Origin of the sequence: Cohnella sp. WQ 127256, assembly GCF_024519285.1 — a bacterium.
Lineage (GTDB): Bacteria > Bacillota > Bacilli > Paenibacillales > Paenibacillaceae > Cohnella.
Window position 1 is genome coordinate 58,677 of record NZ_JAMZCY010000013.1, and the last position, 23,171, is coordinate 81,847.

The window sequence follows — 23,171 nt, forward strand, 5'->3', positions numbered from 1 at the left end:
GTACTCCCTTAGAATGAGAACATAACCGAAAGGCAAGGAAGAGGGGGAAGCTTCATATGGCGAAAACAGGATGGGTTCAAACACTAAAGAAAATCAAACGCTATCGGGCATTATTCTTGATGATGGTGCCAGGAATCGTCTACCTAATTATTAACAATTACATGCCGATGTTCGGCGTGATTATCGCCTTTAAGGATATTAACTACGCTCAAGGGATTCTCGGTAGTGATTGGATTGGATTTAAGAATTTCGAGTATTTGTTCAAGACGGATGATGCCTTCACGATTACCCGGAACACGATACTCTACAATGGGTCGTTTATCATCCTTAATACGGTTATGGCAATTGGAGTTGCCATTATGCTAAATGAAGTACGAAGTAAGTTCGCAGCCCGATTCTATCAAAGCGTCATTTTACTTCCGTTCTTGATTTCGATGGTTGTTGTCGGATATCTGGTTCTCTCGATGCTGAGCTCCGAAAACGGATATCTGAACATGAATATTCTCCCGATGTTCGGTATGGAGCCCATCTCTTGGTACTTTGAACCGAAATATTGGCCTTATATTCTGACAATCGTCCAATTATGGAAAGCTACCGGCTACTTGTGCGTCATCTTCCTGGCTTCTATTATCGGGATCGACAACGAGTACTACGAGGCAGCCACGATCGACGGCGCTAGCAAGTGGCATCAGATTCGTAGCATTACGGTTCCATTGATTATGCCGACGATTACAATCATGACGTTGCTTGCGATCGGACGAATTTTTTATTCTGATTTCGGCTTGTTCTATCAGGTTCCACTTAACTCTGGTCCGCTTCAACCGGTTACGGACGTAATCGACACCTATGTTTACCGAGGCTTGATGACGCTTGGAGATATCGGAATGTCTTCCGCTGCTGGCCTGTACCAATCGATGGTCGGATTTATATTGGTCTTGTTGTCCAACTACATCGTCAGCAAACGCAACAAGGAAAATGCCTTGTTCTAAACCGAAAGAGGGGAAATGCTATGAAAAACCAAATGAATCAGATATTTGTCCACTCGGTGTTCATCGTTCTTGCCGCCTTGTGCTTGTTCCCTTTCCTTCTACTCTTCATGTCGTCGGTCACGGAGGAAGCTTCGATCATTAGCAACGGATATTCAATTTGGCCGAGTGTATTCAGTTTAGAGGCTTACAGTTACCTATGGAATCAGAAATCGGCTATGTTCAATGCTTACGGCATTACCATTGTAGTCACTGTTGTGGGTACATTCGTCGGACTGGTGATCAGCGCTTTGCTTGCGTATCCCTTATCCCGGAATGACTTGCCGATGCGTCGTAGCCTTTCCTTCCTCGTGTTCTTCACGCTTCTGTTTAATGGAGGACTCGTGCCGACGTACTTGATCTACACGGAAGTGTTTGAGATGAAGAACACGTTGATGTCTCTAGTTGTGCCCGGACTACTCACTAACGGATTTTTCATCCTGCTGATCCGGACATTCTTCGCCAACTCCATTCCTGTTCAGATTATCGAGTCAGCCTATATCGATGGAGCATCTGAATTCAAGATCTTCTACCGCATGGTGCTTCCGCTCTCCTTGCCTATTCTGGCAACGATCGGTCTCATGCTGACGATCAACTACTGGAACGATTGGTTTAACGGTCTTATCTATGTCACGGAACCGAGCCTGTTCAGTATTCAGAACCTGCTGAATCGAATGCTGGTCAACATTCAGTTCCTCCAGCAGAACAACCTGGGAGGCCAGAACGTGACAGCGAGTATGCCTATGAATTCTGTTCGGATGGCCATGGCTGTTATCGGGATATTACCTCTGCTGCTGATTTACCCGTTCTTTCAGAAGTATTTTGTCAAAGGACTTACGATTGGCGCTGTTAAATAGTAGACCATTCTCGGGTCCTCGGGCCCGGTTGGTATAGATGAAATAATAACTTTACTTAGGGGGAATACACATGCCAAGAAAGTCGAAAGTCTCAATACTCCTGCTCTCCGTTGTACTGATCATGTCATTAGTGCTTTCTGCTTGCGGTAATTCAAACAACTCGAGTCAGTCATCCTCGCCCGCCGCTAGTGGCAGCACTGCTACGTCAGAAGGAACTGCTTCAGGTCCGAACAACGAAAAAGAGCTGGAATTAAAGCTTGCTTTTATCGGGTTAGGAAACATGAAGGACGTAAATCTCGTACAAGATGAGATTAGTAAAATTACAAAAGCGAAAATCAACGCAACAGTTAAATTGATGCCGATCGATATAGGTGCATGGGTACAGCAGGTGAACCTGATGCTTGCCGGAAACGAGCCGCTCGACCTGCTCCTTACCTCCTCCTTCTTCAACTTCAGCTCACAAGTTGCCAAAGGGCAATTACTTCCAATTGATGAGCTTGTTGCGAAATATGGCCCTACCATTAAAGATACGATGGAACCGAATATTTTTAACGCGACTAAGGTGGGCGGCAAAAGCTACGGCGTACCGAGTGTACGGGATACGGCAGCCGACCACGGTTTTGCGGCAAGAAAAGACTTAATGGACAAGTACAGCCTGACCTTCGACAATGTTAAAACATACGCAGATTTAGATCCGATCCTCAAGACGATCAAGGACAATGAGCCAGGCATCTACCCGATCGTTCAACGTTCTCAAGCGAACACGATAGCATCTGAAATCGTTCGGGGATACATTGACGCGATGGGTGATACACCAGGAGTAATCATGGTTAACAACCAGGATTTGAAAGTTGTTAACCTCTACGAGCAGCCGATGTACAAGGATGCATTGCAGTTAGCTAGAAGATGGTATCAGGCTGGCTATATAATGCCGGATGCGGCGACGTCGCAAGAATCGAACAACAGCTTGATGAATGCGGGCAAAGCTTTCAGCTATTTTGCTAACATGAAGCCGGGGTTTGAAGCCCAGGAAACGATAGTCAATGGGCATGAAATAGTAGCTGTCCGGTTTGTGGCACCGATATCCACTTCCGACTCGAGCACAGGGTTTATGATGTCGATTCCGAAGAATACGCAGGATGCGGATCGTGCTGCCCAATTGTTGAATCTACTCTACACGGACAAAGACATTGCGAACCTGATCGCCAATGGCATCGAAGGTAAACATTATGTATCCGCAGGCGACAACCTCATCAAAGCGCCGGAAGGCAGTAGCAACTACATCTTTAACCAGTGGGAAGTGGGCAACAATGCGCTGACCAAAGTATGGGAAGGAACGGCGCCGGATATTTGGGAGCAAACGAAAGCATTCAACGCAGCGTCAACATTCTCGAAAGCGCTCGGTTTCTCGTTTGATGCTACTCCAGTGAAAACAGAAGTGGCTGCTGTTGCCAACGTAAATAATCAGTACAAAGCAGGGCTAGAATCCGGCACGATTGATCCGGCCAAGCTGGATGAATTCTTGAGCAAGCTGAGGTCTGCGGGTCTCGACAAGATCATTGCTGAGAAACAGAAGCAGTTGGATGCTTGGGCGAAGGAAAACAACATCCAATAATCGCAATGTAATCTGACAAATGAAGACTCCCTTCTTCGAAACGCCTGTTTCGAGGGAGGGACTTTATTATCCGGACCCTAGCAGCTTTAGTTACGAAGTCAATTATTAAGTATGGAGGTGCACCTATGGCACGGGACATTAAAGGCTTAATTGCACAAATGACATTGGAAGAGAAGGCCGGTATGTGTTCCGGTCTGGATTTCTGGCATATGAAAGGGATCGAGCGCCTGGGCATCCCGTCGATCATGCTCACCGACGGTCCTCATGGGCTACGGAAGCAGCGGGCATCAGGGGATCATCTTGGTTTATTCGATAGCGTACCGGCAACTTGTTTTCCTTCGGCTGCAGGTCTTGCTAGCTCTTGGGACCGAGATTTGGCACGCAAAGTCGGTGTTGCGCTTGGGGAAGAGTGTCAAGCGGAAGAAGTTGCGGTCTTACTTGGACCAGGTGCCAATATCAAACGTTCGCCGCTCTGCGGCCGTAACTTCGAATATTTCTCTGAAGATCCATACTTGTCTTCCGGTATGGCTTCTAGCCATATCCAAGGCGTTCAAAGCCAGGGAGTTGGCACTTCGCTCAAGCATTTCGCCGCGAACAACCAGGAACATCGCCGTATGACCGGGAATTCGGTCGTCGATGAGAGGACATTGCGGGAAATTTATTTAGCCAGCTTCGAGCTTGCCGTGAAGGAAGCGCAGCCTTGGACGGTGATGTGCTCCTACAATAAAGTGAACGGAACTTATGCGTCCGAGAATGAATACTTGCTGACGGACATCTTGAAAGACGAATGGGGTCATGAAGGGTTCGTCGTTTCCGACTGGGGTGCGGTCAATGAACGCGCTGACGGACTAGCAGCTGGACTCGAGCTAGAGATGCCGTCAAGCGGAGGAGCTGGTGATCGCAAAGTCGTCGAGGCTGTTCGCAGTGGCAAGCTTTCGGAGGAAAAGCTGGACCGGGCTGTCGAGCGTCTGCTGAACATAATTTTCATGGCCGTAGATAACAAAAAAACGGGTGCATCGTATGATATGCAAGCCCATCACCAGCTCGCTCGTGAAGTAGCGCGGGAAAGCATGGTGCTGCTGAAGAATGAGGGCGATATTCTGCCGCTGCTTAAGGAAGGGCATATTGCCGTGATTGGCGAGTTTGCGGTCAAACCACGCTATCAGGGTGGAGGAAGCTCCCATATCAAGCCAACCAAGCTGGAGGATATCCGGGAAGAGATCATGAAATCCGCAGGAAGCGGTGCGAAAGTTACTTACGCACAGGGATATGATCTGCAATCGGATGTACCGGACGAACGGCTTGTGGAGGAAGCGAAGCAGGCTGCTGCTCAAGCGGGCATAGCGGTGATCTTCGCAGGATTGCCTGATCGTTATGAATCGGAAGGCTTCGACCGGAGTCATCTTCGTCTTCCAGACAATCAGATCAAGCTGATCCAGGCTGTAGCGGAAATGCAAAGCAACATTGTTCTTGTCTTGAGCAATGGAGCTCCAATCGAAATGCCATGGCTCGGAAGTGTCAAGGCAGTTCTAGAAGCCTATCTCGGAGGTCAAGCATTGGGCGGTGCGATTGCAGATTTGCTATTTGGAGATGCCAACCCGTGCGGCAAGCTGGCGGAGACATTCCCACAGCGGCTTGAGCACAATCCATCTCAGCTTAACTTCCCGGGTGAAGGCGATCTTGTCGAGTACAAGGAAGGCTTATTCGTCGGTTACCGTTATTACGATGCCAAACACATCGAGCCGCTGTTCCCTTTTGGATTTGGTTTAAGTTACACGACCTTTGAATACTCCAATTTGGTTATCGACAAAAATAGCATTCGTGACGATGAGCAAGTTACAGTGAGCTTGAACGTGAAAAATTTGGGCTCCCGCGCAGGCAAGGAAATCGTTCAGCTATATGTGCATGACATACAGAGCTCAGTGATCCGGCCGGTTAAAGAACTGAAAGGCTTCGCGAAGGTTGATCTTCAGCCCGGAGAGACGCAGACGGTATCGTTTGCGCTGGATAAGCGCTCTTTCGCCTATTACAACGTTGGTCTAAAGGACTGGCATGTTGAGACGGGAGATTTCGAGATTGGGGTCGGAGGCTCCTCGCAGGACATCGTGCTGAAAGGTACACTCCAAGTACAATCGACGGTAGTTGTTAAGTGTATCTATTCGCGCAATTCAACAGTGGGGGACTTGTCCGCTGATCCTAGAGGGGAAGCAATCATAAGAGATTGGATCCGCCAAACCCCGTTTGGTGCCATGGCTTCCGAAGAGGGCGAGGGATCTGAAATGATGGCCGCCATGATGAAGGATATGCCGCTTAGAGGTCTAGTTGGTTTCAGTGGCGGAGCGCTGACAGAAGAAGATCTGGATGAAATACTCAAACAGTTGAACGGATAAGGTGGAGGGATAAATTCTAATGGCATTTACTAGACATACTCGTATTGGCATTCTATTGAGAAATGAAGCGACCGGAGAGATTTTGCTTCGCCGAATTCCAAGCTTGCTCACTTCGGCTCCGCATATGGTGTCACTCATGAAGAGCTTGTCTTTGGAAAAGTTTTATCAGTTCCATCAAGAAGAATTGTCGCAAACGAACTGGCTGGAGGAAACAATAGCCGAATTGACTCTGTTGCCGGTCGACCCTCAAGTCCAACAAGCAGAGCCAGTCATTATACCTTCGGTCGAATACGAATTGGACAGCGTCGCCTCAGGTTCTGCTACCGTTCATGCACCTGCTCAGGTAGAGCAATGGGGTGTGTACGAAATTGAGCTACAGGGTCCCGCTCACGGTAATCCATTCACGGATGTTTCTCTTGGCGCCGAGTTTTATCTGGAGGACCGTTCTATCCATGTGGCGGGCTTCTACGATGGTCAGGGAATTTATCGTATTCGTTTCATGCCCGATACCAAGGGAGCTTGGACATTCCGGACTTATAGCACAGCCAGATCACTCGACGGTATCGAGGGTGCTTTCCACAGCATCGAGCCCTCTTCGGGCAACCACGGGCCGCTTCGGGTGAAGGATACTTTTCATTTTGCCTATGAAGACGGAACCTCCTACATTCCCGTTGGAACGACATGTTACGCTTGGACAAATCAAGGCGATGAATTGGAAGAGCAGACATTAGAAACGCTAAAGGCTTCCCCATTCAATAAGATGAGGATGTGTGTGTTTCCGAAATCCTACCTATTTAACCTGAATGAGCCTGACTACAACCCGTTTGAGGGTTCCATGGACGAGGGCTGGGATTATTCTAAATTCAACCCAGAGTTTTTCAGACATTTGGAGAACAGGATTGCTGATCTTGGTAAGCTGGGAATCGAAGCAGATTTGATCTTATTCCATCCTTATGATCGTTGGGGCTTTTCGGAGATGAGTCCGGCGACTGACGACCGTTATTTGCGCTATATTGTTGCCCGCTTGTCTGCTTATCGGAACGTATGGTGGTCACTAGCGAACGAGTATGATCTGATGTGGTCAAAGGAAGACGTGGATTGGGAGCGTTTTGCCGCAATAGTGACGGAGAATGATCCAGCTAGACATTTGATCTCCAATCATAATTGCTTCAACTTCTACGATTTCAGCAAACCATGGGTCACGCATTGCAGTATTCAACGTGTTGACGTCTACAAAACCTCCGAAGCTACGAACGAATGGCGGGAAAAATGGCAAAAGCCGATCGTGATCGATGAATGCGGATATGAGGGCGATATCGACCAAGGCTGGGGCAATATTACCGGAGAAGAGATGACTCGCCGCTTCTGGGAGGGTGCGATTCGCGGTGGATACGTAGGACACGGGGAAACGTATCTCAATCCAGAAGAAGTACTTTGGTGGTCCAAGGGTGGCAAGCTTACGGGTACGAGTCCAGATCGAATCGCTTTCCTGCGAAAGATTACCGAAGAGAGCCCGGGAGGCGTGCTTAATCCTCTTCCGTCAGACTGGGATACGCCTTGCGCGGGAATCAAGGATGAATACTACTTGTACTATTTCGGATTTAACCAGCCGAAATTCCGGATGATTAACCGGAAGATGGGAACCCGATATCAAGTCGAAGTGATCGATACTTGGAATATGACTATCGAGAAGCTTCCAGGCAGCTACGAGGGCACGTTCCGGATCGAGCTACCAGGAAGACAATTCATGGCGATTAGATTAACAAGGATTTGAACGAAGAAATAAGCTCTTATCATTTCAGATTGCAGACAGCCCTCTCCGATGAATATTTCGGAAAGGGCTGTTAATTTTTTTTGGTGACGGCGACTGAACCTTTTCTTGTAACGTATGATATGGTGTATTCGAAGCCTTTTTGTCGCTAATTTGACATGTAAGGGGAGTTAAGGCAGTGTACAGATTATGATATTATTTTGCTAGGAATCATACATATGAAATTTGAAATTTGATATAGCAGGAGGACAACGATTATGAAGTTTGTTTTCGATTTGGATGGAACGATTTGCTTTCAAGGAAAGCCGATCTCAGATAGATTGGTACAAAGCATAGAAAAACTTATAGAGGCAGGGCATGAGGTTGTTTTTGCTTCAGCTCGACCAATCCGGGACATGCTCCCTGTCCTTGATAAGAAGTTCCACGACTTCTGTTTAATTGGAGGAAACGGTTCACTTGTATCCGCTAAGGGTGTGAGTGTACATGTGAATTCTTTTACAGACGTTCAAATTCAAGCCATTAAGGGGCTTATCCTAAAATATCAAGCTACCTACCTAATTGATAGCGATTGGGACTATGCTTACACAGGAGCGCTAGATCATCCTATTTTGAATAATGTTGATCCCTTGAAGTTAGCTGCCAAGGTCCCTATTGAATCCCTGGAACGTATTGTGAAAATACTTATTTTATCCAGTACGAATAGGATGGAGATGTTTGAGGAATTGGTTTCATTAGATTGTGTGGTTCATCAGCATGTCAATGAGGATGTTCTGGATGTCAGTCCTCAAAACATTCATAAATGGAGTGCTCTGCAAAGAGTTGGATTTAAAGAAAAAGAATTTATCGTTTTTGGGAATGATGCTAATGATATTAGTATGTTCAAAGAAGCTCTTCATTCAGTAAGGATCGGTAACCATTCAGAACTGGAGAAATATAGTGCCGAGAGTATAGCTGTAGAGGGTGACTATGAAAATAGCATTATTAGTAAACTGGCAGAACTATCCGATAGATACCGTTAAGGTTAACTAGCACCCCTATTGTCTCATACAGGTTCTTAGCTCAGCTGGTAGAGATGCCAGCTTTTTGGCGTTGAGATAGAAGGTTGTATGTACATAGGCGAAATGCTAAGGGTATATACCAAGGATTGACAACTACATTGTATTAGTATCATAATACAATTGAGGCATAAGGCGGGTGATGATGGTGTGTTGAGCTTTTATGAACTGAAACTAAATCATAAGGACCCTGTTTATGTGCAGGCAGCCTTATATGTGAAGCGGCAAATTCTATTGCGTAGGGTAGTGTCCGGCGATAAGTTACCGTCCAGGCGGGAAATAGCCGCACAGTTGAGCATAAACCCGAACACGGTGCAGAAGGCATTTAAGCTTATGGAAGATGAAGGTTATGTGCGTACCAGCAGTACGCAAGGAAGTGTGCTCTACGTCGATGAGGCTATTTTCAGTCGAATTGAAGATGAGCTGACCTGGGAGCTGGTCCAATCCTTCATTAATTCAGCTAAAGAAATCAATTTGTCTTTCAAGACTGTTGTTGAGTTGATAAGTGAGCAGTGGGAATAATTTTTTTTGGATTGCTTGTACTATACCTATCATACAATCGAGGTGCTGATATCAAATGAAAGGCTTATACCGCTTGATCAACATCGAGTTCGCTAAGTGGATCGTATTCATTGCGATTGTGTGCTTGGCGTCCATTATTACACCGCTGATTGTTTTGCAAGATAAATTGAATAGCTTCAATGAGTATACGGTGAACGCACGCTTTGAGGATCTCTATGCAACCTCTGGCAGTGCGATGTGGTTTACTTTTTTTGTTGTATTGGTTTGTGCCTTTTTCTTGAAGACAGTGTACGCGGACTATTGGGGCAGCAAGAGCATCTATACGTATTTGACGCTTCCGGTGAAGAGAGAAGCATTGTATTTAAGCAAGCTCTTCGTATTCATGACTAGTCTCTTGTTGCTTCTTGCATCCCAGTTGATCAGTATCCGTCTCGGCTATGCGCTCTATGCGGCTAAGGTAGGTAGCTATGGTGAAGGAGCATTCATCATGCATAACGGTTTTTTTCTAGCGATGATTCGTTCTGAATATTTCCGTCTATTGTTACCGTTAAGCTTCAGTCGGATGTTGTCCTCGCTCGGGATACTTATAGTCGCTGCGACAGGCATCTATTACGGTGCTCTCTGCGAGCGGAGCCGAAAGTTTTACGGGCTCGCCGCCATTATCGCTACAATCTGGATTACGATTAATGTGATCGGTTATCGCATGAACGAGGACATTAATTATAACGAGCTTAAGAGCTTGTACGTGAGTAGCGCTTCTCTATTCATGCTTAGTGGATTTTTCGTCTGGCATAGTTTACGCATCTTAAGAAGAGGCGCTGTTGCATAGCTATCTCATTGGGAAGGAGGAAGATGATATGGAAAAGTTAAAAGCACACGCTGCGATTCCCATGCTTGTTGTGGCATTAGCAATCCTAACCGTAATGGTCATATTTACGTATAAGTCAAAAGACAACGGAGCTTTTGAGATCAAGGATTTGATCGGCAGTAAGGAAGCGATTCAAGATGTGACGATCAGCGGAGAACTGAGAGATGGAGCTCACCGTACTCTATTTCGCTTGGAAGAGGGACAGCTCCACGCAAATACGGAAATATTCAACCAACCACAATGGACCGACGCTTACCTGAATGTGTTCGGGGGTAAGAAAACGGGAGACGGAATGGTATATAACGTTGAGAACTATCCCTCCACGTACAACATCACATCTCGTAAAATCATAAAGGGTTTCTGGATGCCGATGGGCAATGCTGAGGTCAATCCGTCAATCGCTTATAAAAATCCTGAAGGAGTAAATAACTCCGTTACTTTAGCGAACCTACCGGAGTATGGCTTGGCGAAGGTTGGGGACAAAGTATATTATACGGTTCCCGTATCCCCCTATTTCACCGGATCAAGTGGGATATATGAGCTTAAATTTTACGAGTGGGGGTTCAGGTCAGTCGTGGATCAGGAAGCCTACACCCCTCGTAAAATCGTCGATATTAACCTAAAGGCTGAGAAGCCGGACGGTCAGACGGGAATTGAAATTCTTGGGCTTGAGGCAGTAGACCAACAGTTGGTGCTGCTATCCGTGGAAAACAACAAGCTCTTCATCAGAAGCTACGATCACGAAAGCGGACAACTGCTAGGGGAAGCGTCTATTCCAAAATTCTACCTGCCTGCGAGAGAGGACATTCAGAAGCCTACGGATGCAGTCACTTATAGGGAAAACTATGTGGCTAATAGCGACCCTGATCGCAAAATGTTAACGTTAAGCTTTCTTCGCGGCTCTTCAGAGCCAAATCGATTGAATAGGACGATTATAAGCATTGATTTCTCCGACGGAGTTAAGGTTGTCGATACGACGAATACGGTTTTCGATGATGGTGAAGAAGATTCCTACAGCGGGGTTTCATATATGAGCTACCGAAATGGCAAGCTGTATGTCATCAAATCGTTGCGAGAGGCGGCGTCTGAATCATCTCGATTGGCGTATGATATCGCGCTTCCGAAGCATCTGTACATTTATGTGTATGAGCATTCGAAACTGATCTATAAGGGCGTGCTAATGTCCGATATGAATGAAGATAACATACAAGCGTATAACATGCCCGCTACGCAGAGCGGATTTGGTTACTCGCGGATGGATTACAGGTATATTGCGAATGTGGCAATCGAATAGGTCTGGGATACGGAGGGGTCGTCTATGATCGAGTTGAAATATGTGGATAAGCGGTTTCCGACGAGCAACGCTTTGCTCTATATTAACGGTTTGACGATCAATAAAGGGGAAATCGTAGGGATTCTTGGGGAGAACGGTAGCGGGAAAACGACCTTGCTTAAGGCGATTATGGGCATCGGTGAGCTACAAAATGGTGAAATTACAATTGAAGGTAAGCCGAATATTGAACAATTTGAACGCATGGCTTTCATTACGGAAGAGGGTAGTTTTCTGCCTGACCTGACACCCTTGAAATATGCTCAGTTTCTTGCCGAATTTTTTCCTGGATTTGATCTCGATTACTTCAATAGATTGATAAAATTATACGAGCTACCCTCTGATCGGAAAATCAAAACGTTCTCCAAAGGGCAGAAGATGAAGCTGGAGATTACCGCAGGCTTAGCCAAGAAGGCAGAGTATCTCTTCATGGATGAGCCGTTTGTAGGGAAGGATATTTTCGCGCGACGCGACTCTCTGAAACATATGATGTCCGGTTTGAAGGGCAACGAGACGTTGCTCATTACCACGCATCTGATCGATGAGATTGAAAATGTGATCGACCGCGCCATTATTCTCCACAAGGGACTCATTAGAGCGGATGTCTACGTTGACGACATGAGGGAAGAGGGGAAAAGCTTAGCAGATATGATGCAAGAGGTTAGAAGCTCGAGTCCATCTTATCGCAAATGGGATATGTAACCATTCATGTCATTACGGTTTCGCCTTATGTACTCGTATATCGGAAGGCCGAAGGCGGTACACCGTAGAAAGCCGTGAATTGTTTCGTGAAGTGATGAATTGACGAATATCCCAAGTCGTCTGCCAGCTCCGTGATGGAACGATTGCTTTCTCTTAGAGCAACCGCGGCTTGCTTCATGATTGCCCTTGTCCAGAAGGCTTTGGGAGATAGTCCTGTCGCTTTCTTGAATAAATCATGGAATTGCGTTTTTCTAAGTCCGCTTAACGACAACCAAGTCTCATAATCCCTTTCCTCATTTGCTCCTTGGTTAATAAGATCGATAATCGGCTTGATACGATAATCGGTAAGAAACGTAGCTTGCGAGAGTTGAATAAACTCCAATACGAATGCTTTAAGCAAGCTTCCCGCGATTTCGGAGGAAAGCGGCTGAAATCGCTGATGATGATTGACGAGGTGTTCGAACGAGGTAATCATCGGTTCATGGTTCTGAAGTGGGAAATGGAAGGGAAGTCGATCGATTGCGGGATCGGGATTCATCCGAGTGAGATAAGTGGGATCGAAATCCGAAACGTTCCATGCGAGATGGCGATGCGTATCCGATGGAGCAGGCAACCATAACTCGCAATATACGTTATAGCTGGATAGCGGCAGCTCCGGATCGGAGTAGAAGGAATGCCTAAGAGAAGGCGGGAAGTAAAGCAGGTCGCCTTTTCTAACCGTATAAGTTTTGCCGGATATCGCAATCTTGCCTTTACCGCTCTTAATGAGATGGAAGGCATAGCAATAACCGTATCTTGTCGATTCTGTTTCATTCGATCCTTTAGGGAAGTCATAGTAATGAGCACCTCGGATCGAGGGTTGAAACTCTGGCGAAAGCTGCATGGCCATGGTCAGCGCCTCTCGTTTTTTTTTGCTGATTTCAGAATATCACGTTTAACGTCTGGGTGTACTATTTATCGGAATAATTGATCAATTTCCGAAATACAAACCAAATACGAAAATACGCATAAGTGATAAATTTTAATTAGCAAAAAATTCGATTGCAGGAGATGATACGGTGATTATTCAATCGCATTCCGGAAGTTTGACTAAAGAGCAAGTCGAGTTTTATAACGAAGAGGGTTACCTGGTCTTGCCTCGTTTGCTTTCCCATGAGGAACTTGCTCCGGCGAGAGAAGCGATGAACGAAAAGGTGAGCGCGATTGCGGAAGAACTGATTAACGCAGGATTAATTATCGACAAGCTTGAGGATCGCCCCTTCAAATATCGCTTGGCGGAGCTGTGCAAGGATTTAACCGCAGAAGAATTCCTGAAGTACGGAAGGAGCTGGAGAGACCGCATTCCGGGATATTTCCATTTGATGAGCACACCCAAAATATTGGATGCCGTCGAATCGTTGATCGGGGGAGAATTGTTCTCGAATCCGGTGTATAACGTACGGCCGAAGATTCCAAAGGTTGCCGCTGGTGCTGTGCCTTGGCACCAGGACAAATCGTATTGGCCGGACGCCAATTCGAATCCCGTCATTACGGTGTGGATTCCGTTAGTAGATGCGAATGAAATCAATGGTTGCCTGCATATCAAACCGAGAACCCATCGCAAGCGTTTGTTGGAATGGCATGCAGAGCAGTTAACGGGAACAGGGTATACGGCACTGCGTGAAGACCAATTAGGGAAAACGAAAACCGTCGTATTGCCCGTTCCAGAAGGAAGCGCCATCCTCTTTAACGATCGCGCGCTGCACATGTCTACGCCGAATCTATCGGATGAAGTCCGTTGGAGTGTAGATTTACGCTATCAGCCAACTGATCAAGATCCGATGCCGAATCACGGAGCGGGCTTCCTAGCAAGAAGCTATAAAACCCCCGAGAAAGTGGCCACTCTTGTGGACTGGCTTGCTCAAAGACCCGAGCATGCTTAAATAAGCCGAGCACCGTCCATCTCATTCGCGCTTTCATTAATTCGAATGTTCCTCCCGGAATTTGCCGGGGGGAATTCCTATTCTCCGGGAAAATGATCTTGTAAAAAAATGCACGCTATTGAAACCCGTTTGGTCAGCGATCTTTTGAATGGAAAGGGTAGAGTGCTTCAAGAAGTGAACGGCTCGACGAAGCTTTTCCTGTTGGACGTATTCGATATAACTGATCCCCAGCTCATTGTGAAACAAGCGAGAAAGGTGACGGCTGGAGAGGTGAAGATAATCGGCGACCTTAGCTAAGGTTAGCGATTGGGCCAGGTTGTCATTAACAAATCGAATGGCTCGATTCATAATGTGCGCCGAAGGCTTATAGCTAGTCGGAAGCATTTCCGAAGATGGAAGATGAGATTTAAAGGTTGAGTAAAACGAGAGTAATAGGGATATCGCAGCGCTTCTAACATATGGTCTAGCCATCGGATCGGGCGCTTTAAAATATTCGAGTAAGGACTTCCAAGCTAGCGCCGAAGAATTACGCTCCGCATCGTGTAGTACGATGCGGTCCGAGCTCGCAAGCTGCTGGAAACACCGTACAACCGTTTCTTCCGATCGAAATTCATCAAGCTCGAAAGCAACATATAGAAGGTACATCCCCTTTTCACTACGGATCTGATGGATGACTTCAGGTCTTGACATGAACAGGGTATCCTTGTGTAAAGGGTATATCATATCCTGATCCAAATAAGTTCCTTCTCCGTCTAACACATAACAGATTTCGAAAAAGGAATGTTTGTGAACAGGATTGTCACGATGGTTAGGGTTAATTCCCCAATAGTGAACCTGAAAGGATGCAGACGAATTGTCGATCTGCATAGCGACGTCGTTTAAGTAAGAATAGTTCCTGACGATATTGTCGGAATCCATTGGTTTGCTCCCTCGCTATCAGCTTAGATGTCCGAAAAGTGCAAGAGCCTGACTGATCAGACCAAATACAGGATATATTTTCCACTCTACAATAGCATTATGGATGTTATCCATCAATATAGGGAGGTTCGAAATATGATCACACAGCAACAGGCAGATTTTTATCGCGAGAACGGGTATTTGCTGGTGAAGGGTGTATTCAATAAGGAAGAGATTGAACAAATGCGGATTGCAACGGATGCCATTATCGAACGTGCTGCCAAATCGAAATTTGATCAAAGCTCCACGTGGCAAGGGGATTATTTGCCTCCGGAGCAGTTGAAGAAGCTGGTGCTGAAGGGGTTTCATGATGTTCACTATCATGATGCTGTCTTTACGAGAGCATTGTGTCATCCTAATATGGCTGCTATTTTGACGAAGCTGATTGGCCCCAATGTACAAGTCCACCATTCCAAGATGCTGGTGAAGCCTCCAGAAAACGGCGCGGCATTCCCCATGCATCAAGACCATCCTTACTTCCCGCATGCGAATCACTCGATGCTGGCCGCCAGTATTCACATGGATGATTCGGATATGGAAAATGGGTGTCTGTGTGTCATTCCCAAAACACACTTAGAGGGGCCGATCCCCCATGTAGGCTCTCACTATTTGAACCACAAGGAATATCCGATTTCGATGGGAACACCATGTCCGGCAAGCGCGGGCGATGTCCTCTTTTTCAATTACCTTACGATTCATGGCTCTGACGTCAATCGCAGCAAGCGTCCAAGAAGGAACGTGCTGGTCCAATATCGCGATCCCGAAGATCCGCCAACAGAAGACGTACATGTCAATTGGGGTCAGGGACTTATGGTGTGCGGGCACAATCCTACTTTCAAAGAGTATAAGGGTGCACATTAATATAGTGATGTGTGGTGTAAAACAACGGATTTCAGCTTTCACAGGCTGAGACTCCGTTGTTTTTTTTGTGTATTTTGAGAGTTAACTCGAGTGTTTATCATCGTTTGTTGATGTATGTTACTATTATGAGAAAAAGTGCTGGAGGAAAAATAGATGTTCGCCTCGCAAAGAAGAGACAAAATCATGGAGTTACTCCAACAACATAAACAGATCGTCGTGAAAGAGTTAGCCGTGCAATTACAAGTATCAGAGGGAACACTTCGAACGGATTTAAGAATGCTCGAAGAAGAAGGGATACTCGAGAGAACGCATGGCGGGGCAGTCTTAGCAAGATCGAAAGTAACATCCAAGGAGTATTATCATTCCACGCGTAGTGAGTTGAATCATAAGGAAAAGCTAGCGATAGGACAACAAGCGGTAAGTCTAGTGTCGAGAGGCCAGTGTATTCTTCTGGATGCTAGTACGACTGTATTGGAGCTTGCCAAGGGCTTGGTGCACCACGATTATTTAACAGTAGTTACGAATGGACTTGAAGCAGCGATGGTACTCAATCAGAATCCTAGAATTAATGTGATATTGATTGGCGGTGTGCTTCGAGCGGGGTCACGGACAATTGAAGGCGTACTTGGGAGGGGCATTCTGGAGGGGATTCATGCGGATTTGTTCTTCACTTCTGCGGAAGGCTTGAGTATAGAAGAAGGGATGACCGACTTCAGCCTATATGAAGCAGAATTAAAGAAGCTGATGACAGCTAATGCGCACCAAACAATTGCGCTAGTAGATCATACGAAGCTCGGTCGAAGATCAATTGCTTCTTCTGTCCAGATGAAGGACATTCACACACTCATTACGGACTCTAGTGCAAGTAAGGAATTTTTGGGGAAAATTAGGGGTACAGAAATTAGAATAGCGGCAACCATATAACAACAAATGAACCTTCATTTGATGGTATATGGAAACGGTAATAAAAGCATACAATCGTTGACAAGTGAAAGTAATCGATAAGAAAATAAAGAGGAGGGAAGACGAGGGGAGCGACAGCTATGCTAGACAATATTGAAGGGTTTATTCTAGATTTGGACGGCACGGTATATAGAGGAGATCAAGCTATTGATGGAGCGAGGGAGACAATCGCTGCGTTGAAAGCGAATGGGAAACGGGTTGTCTACTTAAGTAATCGGGGAAACATTTCGAGAGCTACCTGCTACAAAAAGCTGACCGATATGGGCATGGATGTTTCTATTGATGAAATCATACTTACTTCAACAGTGACTGCACAATATTTGAAATCAGCTCATCCAGAAGACAGCGCTTGGGTGCTTGGAGATAAGGGACTCAGAGAAGAGTTGTCTTCCGTGGGCGTAGCTTTGGCAGAGAAGCCAGAGGAATCGGACTGGCTCGTCATTACTCTGCATGAGAATTTAACCTACATAGAGCTTAATCATGCGTTTCGTGCGGTTCGTCACGGAGCCCGGATTATTGCGACGAATGCGGATAAATCATTTCCCAGTGATGATGGTGAATGTATCGATGTTGCCGGCATGATTGGAGCTATTGTTGCGACCACTGGAAAAGAAGCTGAACTCGTTATGGGTAAGCCTTCAGCATATATGGCTAACGCTGCCTTACAACAACTTGGATTAGCGGCGGAGCAATGCCTCATTATCGGTGACAGTATGGCATCGGATATCCAGCTCGGCAAGCAGGCCGGAATGAGAACCGCCCTTGTGCTTAGCGGCTCGTCGAGCTTAGATGATGTGGCTCAAGCCTCTGATCAGCCGGATTGGATATGGGAGTCTCTCTATGAATTGAAAGCTAATCTTGAATGAAATGGGGAAACCATATGACAACGATTCGTACGAAAATCATGGAGGCAGCATCGCGAATTGAGGGATTCGATCTTCAGTCGTTTGAAATCGGACCCGTAGTTCTGGAATCTGGTGCTATTCAGCAGGTTGCCCCGTTCTTGAAAGAAGCTGGATTTAACAAAATCACGATAGCAGCGGATGCTCATACCAATGCTGTCCTCGGTCTAAAGCTGCAAGGGCTCATCGAGGAAGCGGGAATTGCTGTTCAGAATACACAGATCTCACCTGACAAGCAGGGAGATGTCATTGCGGATGAAGCAGCGCTTATCCAGCTGATCCTGAGCCTAAAGGCTACTTCCGCGGAAGCTGTTGTTGCAGTCGGTTCAGGAACGCTGCACGATATTTCTCGTTTCTCAGCCTACGCTGTCGGTATTCCATTCATCTCAGTGCCTACCGCACCGTCGGTTGATGGCTTTAACTCAAAGGGTGCGCCACTTGTGCTTCATGGGGACAAAATCACGATCCAAGCCATTGGTCCTGCAGCTATCTTCGCAGATTTGGACATCTTGACTGAGGCGCCAGCAGCTCTTGTGGCGGCGGGCTTTGGCGATATGCTTGGCAAATACACTTCGTTGTTCGATTGGAAGTTTGGTAGCTTAGCTGGGGGCGAAATTTATTCCCCAGTCGTAGCAGAGATGACGACTAACGCGCTTCAGCAGTGCGTGGACAACGTGGATGAAATCGCTCAACGCAGTCCAGAAGGCATTCGTATTCTAACAGGGGCTTTGTTGGAATCGGGCTTTGCTATGCTGTTACTTGGACACTCGCATCCGGCTTCCGGTGCGGAGCATCATTTATCCCACTATTGGGAGATGGAGTTTCTGCGCCTAGGTCGAAGACAAATTTTACACGGTGCCAAAGTCGGTATTGCCTGTGCGCAGATCGCTGAGCATTACCATTCGCTAGCTAGTCGTTCCCCGGATCTGTTTCCTGATGAGCATCGTCAGACTCTAATAGATGAGATTGAAGCAATCCCTGATGGGAATACGATAAGGGCGCTTCTAAAGAAGGTTGGCGGTCCCATTTTGCCGGAGGATTTAGGGATTGATGAAGAGCTGCTGCAGAGAAGCTTGCGGGAAGCTCACCATATTCGCCCGAATCGGTACACTTTGCTTAGAAAATATAACGAAACGATTTGAATCTGTTCCATTTTTGTCGTCTGTGAATGGGAGAAAGCAACGCTGACCTTCATAGATTCTGCGAAAATCCGAGCTTGGGCAAAGGATGCAATCGCTCAAGCGGTACAAGCAGGTATTATTAAAGGTTATGGGGACGGTACCTTCCGTCCGGATGCAGAGATTACACGCACGGAGATGGCGGTGATGATCGCAAGTGCACTCGAGCTAGCGATTGAATCGCAAACGACTGGTTTCGCGGATGACAAAGATATTCCGTCATAGGCGAAGGGCGCAGTGGCTGCCTTGAAGAAGCTTGGTATCGTAGAAGGAACAGGCACGAACGCTTTAATCCTCATGCCTAAACAACAAGAACAGAAGCAGTCACTGTTCTACTAAAGATGTTGGAACAGATGAGTAAGTAAACATTAGGGTTATTCTGAAAGCGGCGGAGTGGGAGCTGCTTGAGGAATAATCCTTTTTTATAGGTAACAGAATGTATATCATTCTGAGGATTAGGGACTGCTTATTTTAAAGGTTGGCTTGCAGTAGCCAAAAAGCACGTGAGAGAGGCTTATTTCGCCGAAAGTAGCCAAATGCCGGTCAATAAGCACGTGAGGCAGGCTTATTTCTTCGAAAGTAGCTAAATGCCGGCCAATAAGCACGTGAGACAGGCTTATTTCGCCGAAAGTAGCTAAATGCCGGCCAATAAGCACGTGATACAGGCTTATTTCGCCGGAAGTAGCTAAATGCCGGCCAATAAGCACGTGAGGCAGGCTTATTTCTTCGAAAGTAGCCAAATGCCAGCCAATAAGCACGTGAGACAGGCTGATTTAATGCCTATAAAAATTTTCCATTTGTGGTGTATAATTTTGTATATGAAAATCGAACTGGAGGAAGTGATTGAACTGGGTTACCCTTTGAAAATCATCAATTGGATCGAACAAAATGATAGGATGGCTGATTTACTAAGTCGCGGAGACGCCTTAACCACACACCCCATGGAGCAAGGATTTGAAGCCGAGGTGATTAGGTTAAACGATGAGGAAAACGGTAGCTATGTTCTCAAGGTATGGAGTAAAGCGTCCAAGCCTGATGTTCGTTTTCAATTTCGTCTATTGAGTGCTCTTAATGAACGAGGACTATCGGTCTCCAAGCCTATCGGATGGGGGATAAATTCGAACGAAGATACCGTGTTACTGACATCCTATGACGGAACGTCTGTTAATCAATTAGATGACAGGAAAATGAAGGAAATCGCGAATTTATTATCACAATTACATCTGCTCGACGTTGTAGAATTGAGCCACCTACAGCTCCCAAAATTTGATTTCGTCGATTACTTTTATCCAGGGATAAGTGGGCATCTAGATTTACACGAAGTCTTAATTCATCTAGTAGGAATGACTAATATCAATCAAGATCGAATGATTCATGGCGATTTCCATCTAGGGAATCTTGTAGAAGAAAATGAACGATATACCGTAATCGATTGGACGAACGGGCAATTAGGGGATTCGCGATATGATTTCGCGTGGTCGCTTATCCTCAAGAAGATATACATACCTGAGCGTTATGCCGATTTATTTCGCTCTGCTTATCTATCTGCAATCCCTATTCCACAGGAAGAGCTCGAGCTTTATGAAGCGATAGCTATTCTCAGATGGATTTTGCTGAATCGAAACGGTCACACGCCCAAAGGACCTAATACCTTACAGAAGGTGAAGCACCTCATCCAATCCAATTCACTCCTACAAGGAATGGGATTTCATGATCTTCAATAAAGAAGAAAATAGAAAGCGGTAACGGGATGAACATAGAAGCGGTGAAAGTGTCACGGCAGATGTGCCGATAGTAGAAGAGCAGGGAAGTACGTTAATTCCTATGTGGGCGTTGCTCGAGGGATTGAAGGCTGACATCGATTGGGATAGTAAAAGTAACTGCCCAAACAGAGCTATCGACGAAGATAGCTTATAAAACGACTGCTAACTATACCGGTGATTACGATTAAGGGAATCACTTTTCTACATAGAGTCGCTATTTCATAGAATGCAAGGGACAGATTAATCTCATAGAAGCTAATATTGATCGATCTCAAAGATGTATAGGTTACTCGGCCATTTCATGCCAGTAACCTGACGATGGATAGCTATCAAGGGAAGTTGGTCGTATATTCATCAAGAGGTGAGAAACATCCCCCAAACGGGGGATGTTTCTTTTGCTATGAGTGCTCTATCATTGAGGAAATGCGATAGTCGATCTTTGTCGTAATGTGTAAGGAACAATAATAGAGGAGAGATTATATTAAGTAAATTCAGTAAATATTTGAGATTATTAGTTTGTTTTGCAATTCAATAGTAGAAGGACAAGGGGAGATTCATTTGTATTTTACGAAGAAAATAGGAAAGCTTTTTCTAATTGTATCCATCCTGACAGGGCTGCTGGTTTTAAAACCAAGTGGTATAGCATATGCTGCGTCTCCAACGGCCACCATTGTGGTCTCCGACAATATGCTGATAATCGGCGAAACATCACTGGTAACGATCACCTTCTTGGAAGCGGTGACGGGCTTCACAAATGCAGATCTGACGATCGAGAACGGTACGCTGAGTGCCGTCAGTTCGTCCGATGGAGGCATAACGTGGACAGCGACATTCACGCCAAGCAATAACATAAATGATGCGTCCAATCTCATCATGCTCGATAACACGGGGGTGCACAATGCCGCAGATAGCATAGCGGGGGTGGGTACCAGCTACTCCAACAATTACGCGATCGATACGGTTCGGCCAACGGCCACTCTTGTAGTAGCCAACACGGCGTTGGCAATTGGTCAGACTTCACTGGTGACGATCACCTTCTCCGAAGCGGTAACGGGCTTCACTAATGCAGACCTGACGATCGCGAACGGCACGCTGAGCGCTGTCAGTTCGTCCGATGGAGGCATCACGTGGACAGCGACGTTTACGCCGTCTGCTAGTATCACAGATGCGACTAATCTCATTACGCTCGACAATACTGGCGTGGCTGATCTCGCAGGCAATGCAGGTGCGGGTAGCACTAATTCCAATAATTATGCAATCGATACGGTTCGGCCAACGGCCACACTTGTGGTCGCCGACGCGTCACTGATCACCGGCGAGACTTCACTGGTGACGATCACCTTCTCGGAAGCGGTGACAGGCTTCACGAATGCAGACCTGACGATCGAGAATGGCACGCTGAGCGCTGTCAGTTCGTCCGATGGCGGCGTTACATGGACGGCGACGTTCACGCCGACTGCTGGCATCAATGATACAACCAATGTCATCACGCTCAACAACGGAGGTGTGGCCGATCTCGCAGGCAATGCAGGTACGGGTACCACCAGCTCCAACAATTACACAATTAATACGATTTTGCCAACGGCCACCATTGTGGTAGCTGACTCAGCACTGAAAATCGGAGAGACTTCACTGGTAACGTTCACCTTCTCGGAAGCGGTGACAGGCTTCACGAATGCTGACCTAACGATCGCGAACGGCACGCTGAGCGCTGTCAGTTCATCCGATGGAGGCATCACGTGGACGGCGACATTCACGCCAACCAATAACATCAATGATGCGACCAATCTCATTACGCTCGATAACACGGGTGTGCAGAATGCCGCAGGTAAAACGGGGGCGGGTACCACCGACTCCAATAATTATGCGATCGATACGTCGCGACCAACGGCAACCATTGTAGTAGCTGATACGTCGCTGACCATCGGTGAGACTTCACTGGTGACGATCACCTTCTCGGAAGCGGTAACGGGCTTCACCAATGCAGATCTGACGATCGCGAATGGCACGCTGAGCGCTGTCAGTTCGTCCGATGGAGGCATTACGTGGACGGCGACGTTCACACCATCTGCTAGTATCACAGATGCGACTAATCTCATTACGCTCGACAACACGGGTGTGTCCGATCTCGCAGGCAATGCAGGTACGGGTAGCACTAATTCCAACAATTATGCAATCGATACGGTTCGGCCAACGGCCACACTTGTGGTCGCCGACGCGTCACTGATCACCGGCGAGACTTCACTGGTGACGATCACCTTCTCGGAAGCGGTGACAGGCTTCACGAATGCAGACCTGACGATCGAGAATGGCACGCTGAGCGCTGTCAGTTCGTCCGATGGCGGCGTTACATGGACGGCGACGTTCACGCCGACTGCTGGCATCAATGATACAACCAATGTCATCACGCTCAACAACGGAGGTGTGGCCGATCTCGCAGGCAATGCAGGTACGGGTACCACCAGCTCCAACAATTACACAATTAATACG

At 46.6% G+C, this 23,171-nt stretch carries 20 protein-coding genes and 1 pseudogene; 19 read left to right on the forward strand and 2 right to left on the reverse strand.

Annotated features, from left to right (window positions below):
* Window positions 1–56: 56 nt before the first annotated feature.
* From M1K58_RS28015 to M1K58_RS28060, 10 genes are all read left to right on the forward strand, one after another.
* Window positions 57–989 carry an ABC transporter permease gene (locus M1K58_RS28015; protein WP_256762215.1) on the forward strand — a complete coding sequence of 311 codons (933 nt, stop codon included), beginning with the start codon at window positions 57–59 and terminating at the stop codon, window positions 987–989.
* Window positions 990–1,009: 20 nt separating this feature from the next.
* The gene (locus tag M1K58_RS28020) at window positions 1,010–1,882 is read left to right on the forward strand and encodes a carbohydrate ABC transporter permease (RefSeq protein ID WP_256762216.1); all 873 of its coding nucleotides are present in this window, start codon (window positions 1,010–1,012) and stop codon (window positions 1,880–1,882) included.
* A gap of 70 nt (window positions 1,883–1,952) precedes the next feature.
* Window positions 1,953–3,497, forward strand: a complete 1,545-nt coding sequence (locus M1K58_RS28025; protein ID WP_256762217.1) for an ABC transporter substrate-binding protein — start codon at window positions 1,953–1,955, stop codon at window positions 3,495–3,497.
* A 125-nt stretch (window positions 3,498–3,622) separates the two neighbouring features.
* Window positions 3,623–5,887 carry a beta-glucosidase gene (locus M1K58_RS28030; RefSeq protein WP_256762218.1) on the forward strand — a complete coding sequence of 755 codons (2,265 nt, stop codon included), beginning with the start codon at window positions 3,623–3,625 and terminating at the stop codon, window positions 5,885–5,887.
* Between the two features lie 19 nt (window positions 5,888–5,906).
* The gene (locus M1K58_RS28035; RefSeq protein WP_256762219.1) at window positions 5,907–7,661 is read left to right on the forward strand and encodes a DUF5605 domain-containing protein; all 1,755 of its coding nucleotides are present in this window, start codon (window positions 5,907–5,909) and stop codon (window positions 7,659–7,661) included.
* A 254-nt stretch (window positions 7,662–7,915) separates the two neighbouring features.
* A complete protein-coding gene (locus tag M1K58_RS28040; protein WP_256762220.1) occupies window positions 7,916–8,677 on the forward strand; it encodes an HAD-IIB family hydrolase in 762 nt (253 codons plus the stop codon).
* A 186-nt stretch (window positions 8,678–8,863) separates the two neighbouring features.
* Window positions 8,864–9,235 carry a GntR family transcriptional regulator gene (locus tag M1K58_RS28045; protein WP_256762221.1) on the forward strand — a complete coding sequence of 124 codons (372 nt, stop codon included), beginning with the start codon at window positions 8,864–8,866 and terminating at the stop codon, window positions 9,233–9,235.
* 55 nt (window positions 9,236–9,290) lie between these two features.
* The gene (locus tag M1K58_RS28050; RefSeq protein ID WP_256762222.1) at window positions 9,291–10,064 is read left to right on the forward strand and encodes a hypothetical protein; all 774 of its coding nucleotides are present in this window, start codon (window positions 9,291–9,293) and stop codon (window positions 10,062–10,064) included.
* A gap of 28 nt (window positions 10,065–10,092) precedes the next feature.
* Entirely contained in the window at window positions 10,093–11,397 is a 1,305-nt protein-coding gene (locus M1K58_RS28055) for a hypothetical protein (protein ID WP_256762223.1), read from the forward strand.
* Window positions 11,398–11,421: 24 nt separating this feature from the next.
* The gene (locus M1K58_RS28060; RefSeq protein WP_256762224.1) at window positions 11,422–12,135 is read left to right on the forward strand and encodes an ATP-binding cassette domain-containing protein; all 714 of its coding nucleotides are present in this window, start codon (window positions 11,422–11,424) and stop codon (window positions 12,133–12,135) included.
* A gap of 25 nt (window positions 12,136–12,160) precedes the next feature.
* On the opposite strand, the gene M1K58_RS28065 is transcribed toward M1K58_RS28060, so the two are convergent.
* The gene (locus tag M1K58_RS28065; protein ID WP_256762225.1) at window positions 12,161–13,024 is read right to left on the reverse strand and encodes an AraC family transcriptional regulator; all 864 of its coding nucleotides are present in this window, start codon (window positions 13,022–13,024) and stop codon (window positions 12,161–12,163) included.
* A gap of 169 nt (window positions 13,025–13,193) precedes the next feature.
* On the opposite strand from M1K58_RS28065, the gene M1K58_RS28070 reads away from it, so the two are divergent.
* Window positions 13,194–14,057: a phytanoyl-CoA dioxygenase family protein gene (locus tag M1K58_RS28070; protein WP_256762226.1), complete on the forward strand. Its 864-nt coding sequence runs from the start codon at window positions 13,194–13,196 to the stop codon at window positions 14,055–14,057.
* 36 nt (window positions 14,058–14,093) lie between these two features.
* Here the strand turns inward: M1K58_RS28070 and M1K58_RS28075 are convergent, their stop codons facing one another.
* Window positions 14,094–14,975, reverse strand: a complete 882-nt coding sequence (locus M1K58_RS28075; protein WP_256762227.1) for an AraC family transcriptional regulator — start codon at window positions 14,973–14,975, stop codon at window positions 14,094–14,096.
* 135 nt (window positions 14,976–15,110) lie between these two features.
* Between M1K58_RS28075 and M1K58_RS28080 the strand changes: the two genes are divergently transcribed.
* From M1K58_RS28080 to M1K58_RS28105, 8 genes and pseudogenes are all read left to right on the forward strand, one after another.
* On the forward strand, window positions 15,111–15,875 hold the full coding sequence (locus tag M1K58_RS28080; protein ID WP_256762228.1) for a phytanoyl-CoA dioxygenase family protein: 765 nt from the start codon (window positions 15,111–15,113) through the stop codon (window positions 15,873–15,875).
* A 153-nt stretch (window positions 15,876–16,028) separates the two neighbouring features.
* On the forward strand, window positions 16,029–16,799 hold the full coding sequence (locus M1K58_RS28085; RefSeq protein WP_256762229.1) for a DeoR/GlpR family DNA-binding transcription regulator: 771 nt from the start codon (window positions 16,029–16,031) through the stop codon (window positions 16,797–16,799).
* 119 nt (window positions 16,800–16,918) lie between these two features.
* Window positions 16,919–17,704 (forward strand): HAD-IIA family hydrolase, encoded by a 786-nt coding sequence (locus M1K58_RS28090; protein ID WP_256762230.1) that lies wholly within the window; start codon window positions 16,919–16,921, stop codon window positions 17,702–17,704.
* A 14-nt stretch (window positions 17,705–17,718) separates the two neighbouring features.
* The gene (locus M1K58_RS28095) at window positions 17,719–18,882 is read left to right on the forward strand and encodes a sn-glycerol-1-phosphate dehydrogenase (RefSeq protein ID WP_256762231.1); all 1,164 of its coding nucleotides are present in this window, start codon (window positions 17,719–17,721) and stop codon (window positions 18,880–18,882) included.
* A gap of 66 nt (window positions 18,883–18,948) precedes the next feature.
* The gene (locus M1K58_RS29805; protein ID WP_372339222.1) at window positions 18,949–19,143 is read left to right on the forward strand and encodes an S-layer homology domain-containing protein; all 195 of its coding nucleotides are present in this window, start codon (window positions 18,949–18,951) and stop codon (window positions 19,141–19,143) included.
* A 593-nt stretch (window positions 19,144–19,736) separates the two neighbouring features.
* Window positions 19,737–20,642, forward strand: a complete 906-nt coding sequence (locus M1K58_RS28100; RefSeq protein ID WP_256762232.1) for a phosphotransferase — start codon at window positions 19,737–19,739, stop codon at window positions 20,640–20,642.
* Window positions 20,643–20,694: 52 nt separating this feature from the next.
* Window positions 20,695–20,835, forward strand: a pseudogene (locus M1K58_RS29810) (hypothetical protein); the annotation flags it as partial.
* A 404-nt stretch (window positions 20,836–21,239) separates the two neighbouring features.
* A partial coding sequence (locus M1K58_RS28105) for an Ig-like domain-containing protein (RefSeq protein WP_256762233.1) occupies window positions 21,240–23,171 on the forward strand: 1,932 nt, incomplete at its 3' end.